Origin of the sequence: Flavobacterium sp., assembly GCF_049318185.1 — a bacterium.
In the GTDB taxonomy this organism is placed as follows: domain Bacteria; phylum Bacteroidota; class Bacteroidia; order Flavobacteriales; family Flavobacteriaceae; genus Flavobacterium.
In genome coordinates this window covers 1-4400 of record NZ_JBMOGV010000139.1, presented here as the reverse complement: position 1 = coordinate 4400, position 4400 = coordinate 1, and the positions used below count along the sequence as shown (strand labels likewise).

5 protein-coding genes are annotated in these 4400 nt (G+C 32.4%); 2 read left to right on the top strand and 3 right to left on the bottom strand.

Annotated elements, in window-relative coordinates; genetic code table 11:
* Positions 1-247: 247 nt before the first annotated feature.
* From ACOYLT_RS10275 to ACOYLT_RS10265, 3 genes are all read right to left on the bottom strand, one after another.
* Positions 248-1768 carry a T9SS type A sorting domain-containing protein gene (locus ACOYLT_RS10275; protein ID WP_422853758.1) on the bottom strand — a complete coding sequence of 507 codons (1521 nt, stop codon included), beginning with the start codon at positions 1766-1768 and terminating at the stop codon, positions 248-250.
* A 223-nt stretch (positions 1769-1991) separates the two neighbouring features.
* Complete coding sequence (locus ACOYLT_RS10270; protein WP_422853757.1) at positions 1992-2342, bottom strand: DUF5615 family PIN-like protein; 351 nt, start codon at positions 2340-2342, stop codon at positions 1992-1994.
* A complete protein-coding gene (locus tag ACOYLT_RS10265; protein ID WP_422853756.1) occupies positions 2343-2573 on the bottom strand; it encodes a DUF433 domain-containing protein in 231 nt (76 codons plus the stop codon). It abuts the gene before it with no gap.
* A gap of 61 nt (positions 2574-2634) precedes the next feature.
* On the opposite strand from ACOYLT_RS10265, the gene ACOYLT_RS10260 reads away from it, so the two are divergent.
* Positions 2635-2931 (top strand): hypothetical protein, encoded by a 297-nt coding sequence (locus ACOYLT_RS10260; RefSeq protein WP_422853755.1) that lies wholly within the window; start codon positions 2635-2637, stop codon positions 2929-2931.
* Positions 2932-2954: 23 nt separating this feature from the next.
* A complete protein-coding gene (locus ACOYLT_RS10255; RefSeq protein ID WP_422853754.1) occupies positions 2955-4169 on the top strand; it encodes a hypothetical protein in 1215 nt (404 codons plus the stop codon).
* Positions 4170-4400 lie beyond the last annotated feature (231 nt).

The window sequence follows — 4400 nt, the reverse complement described above, 5'->3', positions numbered from 1 at the left end:
CGCATCGTAACCCATTTGGATTACCGCCAAGTAATGCATGAATACGTTTTGGAAGTTTTAGAAAAGATGGTGTTTTAACCACCGAATTAAACAAACACTAACCCATTTTTAGGAAATGTTTTTGAAATACCTCGCCTTTTTTTTACTTGGCAGTCTATGTATTTTAAAGTTAAGATATACAATTAAAAAAAGGATGCCCACAAACATCCTTTTTCACTAAAATCAATAAACGTAAGTTACTACTAATTTATTGCTTTATTATTTTTTTACTGTAGTGTTTGCCTTCGGAGCTAATGTCTAACAAATAAATCCCAGCGCTTAGCGAACTTACATCAATATCTTTGGCAGTAACATTCATTAACGTTTTGCCAGTGATGTCAAATATAGTAGCTGTAAATTCTTTCTCTATTTCAATATGCAATATGTTTTGCATTGGGTTAGGGTAGGTGGTAATAGTATTGACTGAAAAATTTTCATTTGCAAGATTATCTGCCGTTAATTTTATAAGAAACCCATCACTACTAGTTGTATTATGATTTCCTGAAATGTCGCCATTATTTGAATAGGTCAATCCACCTGCCATATAGGTTTCATCAGCCAATTGAAAAACACCGCCACCATCATCACCTGTTCCTCCAAAACATTTGTGCCATTGAATAACTCCTGTTGAGCTAAATTTTATTGAACAGGCGTCTGAACCTCCTTGATTATCCGAAAAAACTCCTTCATTTGCAGCTGTTGACACTGACAATATCATACCTCCATCTAGAGTTTTCTGAATATACCCTCCTCCTTCACCACCAGGACCACCGTAACAATTTTGTTCTAAAATCTCCCCAGATGCATCTAATTTTACCACCCAACAATCGGAAGCACCATGGTTTCCAGATACATTACCATCATTAGACTCGGTTTGTATTGAAAAAATATAGCCGCCATCATTTGTTGCTATTAAGCCATTTAGACCATCCTCAATACCAGAACCGCCATAACATTTTTGCCATTGGATAGTCCCAGCTTGATTTATTTTAGCAACCAAAGCATCGGCTGCACCATGAAATCCAGTAAAACTGGCCAGTTGTGTAAGTCCAGCTGTAACATAATCCCCATCTGAAGTTTGCAAAATTCTAGAAAATTCACTTTCGGCACTGTCAGTATCATAAACCTTTTGCCATTGAATTACTCCTAAATCATTTATTTTAACAATCCAACCTCCAGCAGATGTATTTCCTAACACATCACCATTATTTATTGTAGAGGTGTACCCGCACATTATGTAGCCACCATCTGACGTTGCTGTGATATCCCCTATATAATCTTGACCATCACCACCAATACACCTTTGCCATTGAATAGTTCCGATTGCATTTATTTTAAAAATCCACGAATCCTCACCACCATGATTGCCCGAAACATCACCATCATTAGAATTCGTGCCTACAGAAATGATGTAGCCTCCATCGGTTGTTTGAATTAATTTTTCAATACTTTCTTGACCAGTACCTCCATAGCATTTTTGCCACTGTATAATTCCTGTTGCGTTTATTTTCATTAATGAAACATCCGCACCCCCATGATTACCTGTAATATCACCATCGTTCGAAAGAGTGACTAATCCTGTAAGATATCCGCCATCTGATGTTTCTGCTAAAGAAAAAATATAATCATCATTAGAACCACCATAACATTTTTGCCAAATCGCAGTTGGAGCTTGTGCATTTATTAATTGAATTGCTGTAAGCGCAAGTAGTAGTAAAAGTTTTTTCATGATATTTTTTTAATTTACTGCCCAAAAATACCTCAAAAACAAAATTGCTCTGAAAAGCAAATAAAGGCAAATAAAAAACGGCAACCAGAGGCCACCGTTTTGAAAAGAAAAATTTAATCAACTGAGTTTTTAATTTAAATTGGTTTTTTTCGTAAGGCTAGAAAGATAAGAGACTTTATAGCGTTGATTGGTGAAATTGAAAGGACTTTTGTGTAAGAAGTAATTAAGGTTTAATAATTCTAACATTTTCGTTGCTTACAACTACAAAATTACTTTCTAATTTATCAGAGTAATTTAAAATTAGTTTGGTAAGAACAATGATTTTTTGTTTGAAACTATTGGGAGTACATCGAATCAAAATGATGCCTTTATGCACTTTTTTGTTTTTATAAATCATTTCACCAAAATCTTTGTCTGAAGTGATTAGAATATAGTTTTCATCAAAACATTTTTGAAGTAACTGCTCATCAGAAGCACCACGAAATTCCTCAAAAACACAAAAAACAATATGATTTTCTGATTTTAAATGGGATGAAACGGTTGTGCCGACGCATTCATCAACTAAAAACCTCATTTAAGAAGCTATTTTATCAAGGTCGAAAGTAGTTGTTTTTTCTAATAAATTTTCAGCATATTGCAAACACGCTAATATGTGTGCTTTTTCTATGCCTTTGTATTCTACTAAAATTTCATCGATGCTAATGTCTTGAGAAAGCAAAGAAATGATGTGTTCAACTGTAATTCTTGTTCCTTTGATGACAGGCTTACCCAACATTATTTTTTGGTTGATTTCTATTAGTTCCATAATGCTAAAATTTTAAAAAACAAATTTACATATTTTATTCTTAACAATTTAAAATAGTTCCTTGAAAAAAGAATTTAGATTTTTATTAAGCATTGATTATCAAGTATGTAATACGAGAGTTATACTGCAGTCACCTTTTTATAAAAATGAATCAATCTTTAAAGTTGCTAGAATAAAAAAATGTATAAATGAAAAAACCGCCAGTTGGTGGTTTAATTATCTTTATAAATGCTATGAAGTCGGTGGACTTAGCAGAGCTTGGGGTGTATTTTTTTCATATTTTTTTAAAAAAAATCCCAAAATACCTCAAAAACAAAATTGCTCCGAAAAGCAAATAGAACAAATAGTTGTTATTTGAGTAATTGTCACTATTTTCGTGCTATGCCAAGATTACTTCAAGAACCCAAAGAAGAGCATTTAGCTTATTTGAAAGAACTTATTATTAATACGTTTTCTCAACCTATAATAACTACTAATGATTGCAAATTATTGGAAGAGGCTATTGTAGAAGCAATTAATCAACGCTTGTCAGTAGATACTATTGCTAGACTTTTTAGTATTAAAAAAAGTGATTCTTCTCCTTCTATTTTTACTTTGAATGTTTTTTCAAGCTATATTGGTTATCCTAGTTGGGAAGGATTAATAAAAAGTTATGTAGAGCAAAATATATTACACCAAAAAGCCATTTTGTTTGAAGTCATTCAAAACACCATTTCAATAGAGGATTTATTTAATAAACTCAACGCGAGTTCAAAATCTGCTCTTTTATTTGAAACCATAAACCAAATCATACTTTGCAAAGCACAACAAAAAGACGAAGTTTTCTTTAAAAGATTATTTGAGTTGCAAGTTGTTTTTGAGTTTTCAGAATCTTATAAATACGCCATTTATCATACAATTCATTTGTTAGGTAGTTTATGCAAACAAAACGATTGGCTTGCTGAAATTGCCATTGGCCATTATCATCATTTGCCTTTTGCAGAAAATTATTTTCTAGAATGGTTGGTGGTGCCCGAGCAACACTATTATTTACCGCTTTTAGAAAATAGTTATAAAAGCAATCCATCCATCGCAACTTTTTATCATTTAATTCATTGTACTCATTTTGCCGAAAACCATCAATGGGAATTGTTTTTGGAGCATTACAATAAAATAACCGAATCGCCAATGCATAATATGCTTGCCATGCGCTGGTTGGGGGTGCAACTTTATTATGACAAACATTTTGAAAATGGTTTGCATCACGATAAATTGGTTGATAAAATACTAAAACATGCTTCAACCAATGATAATGATTCAGGACACCGAGTGAGCAGTATTTTCATGATTAGTACGTATTTGTATGCCGTTGTAGCTTTCGAAACCATTATTGCGCTTGTTGAACAAAATGCAGCAAAACATACGGCAATCTTAGGTTATTGGGCAGAGTTGAATTACAATCAATTGAAAGTATATTATGCTTTTGCATTGGTTAAAAAGAGAAGAAAAGAGGAAGCTGTTTTGGTATTCAAGCAGATTAAACCCGATCGATTTGATTTAAATTTTAAAACTCGAATGATTGCGATATATAGTAGTTTGAATCAAAATTTAAATTAAAGTAATCCGTTGGGTACAATTGTTTGAAAAAATGATTCGTTTGTTTTTTTAAAAGTGATACTGAAAAAACAAAAAATAATTTTAGTCATTTTTCTTGTTCTCCATACCGTTTTTATCTCTTAAAAAATGATAATTAACCTCTGCCTTTTGTGTTTTTCTCACTTGTTTTCAATGTTAAACTCAAAAAAACTCCAAATAGGAATGTGGTCTGATATTTTTCGGGCTTCTTGA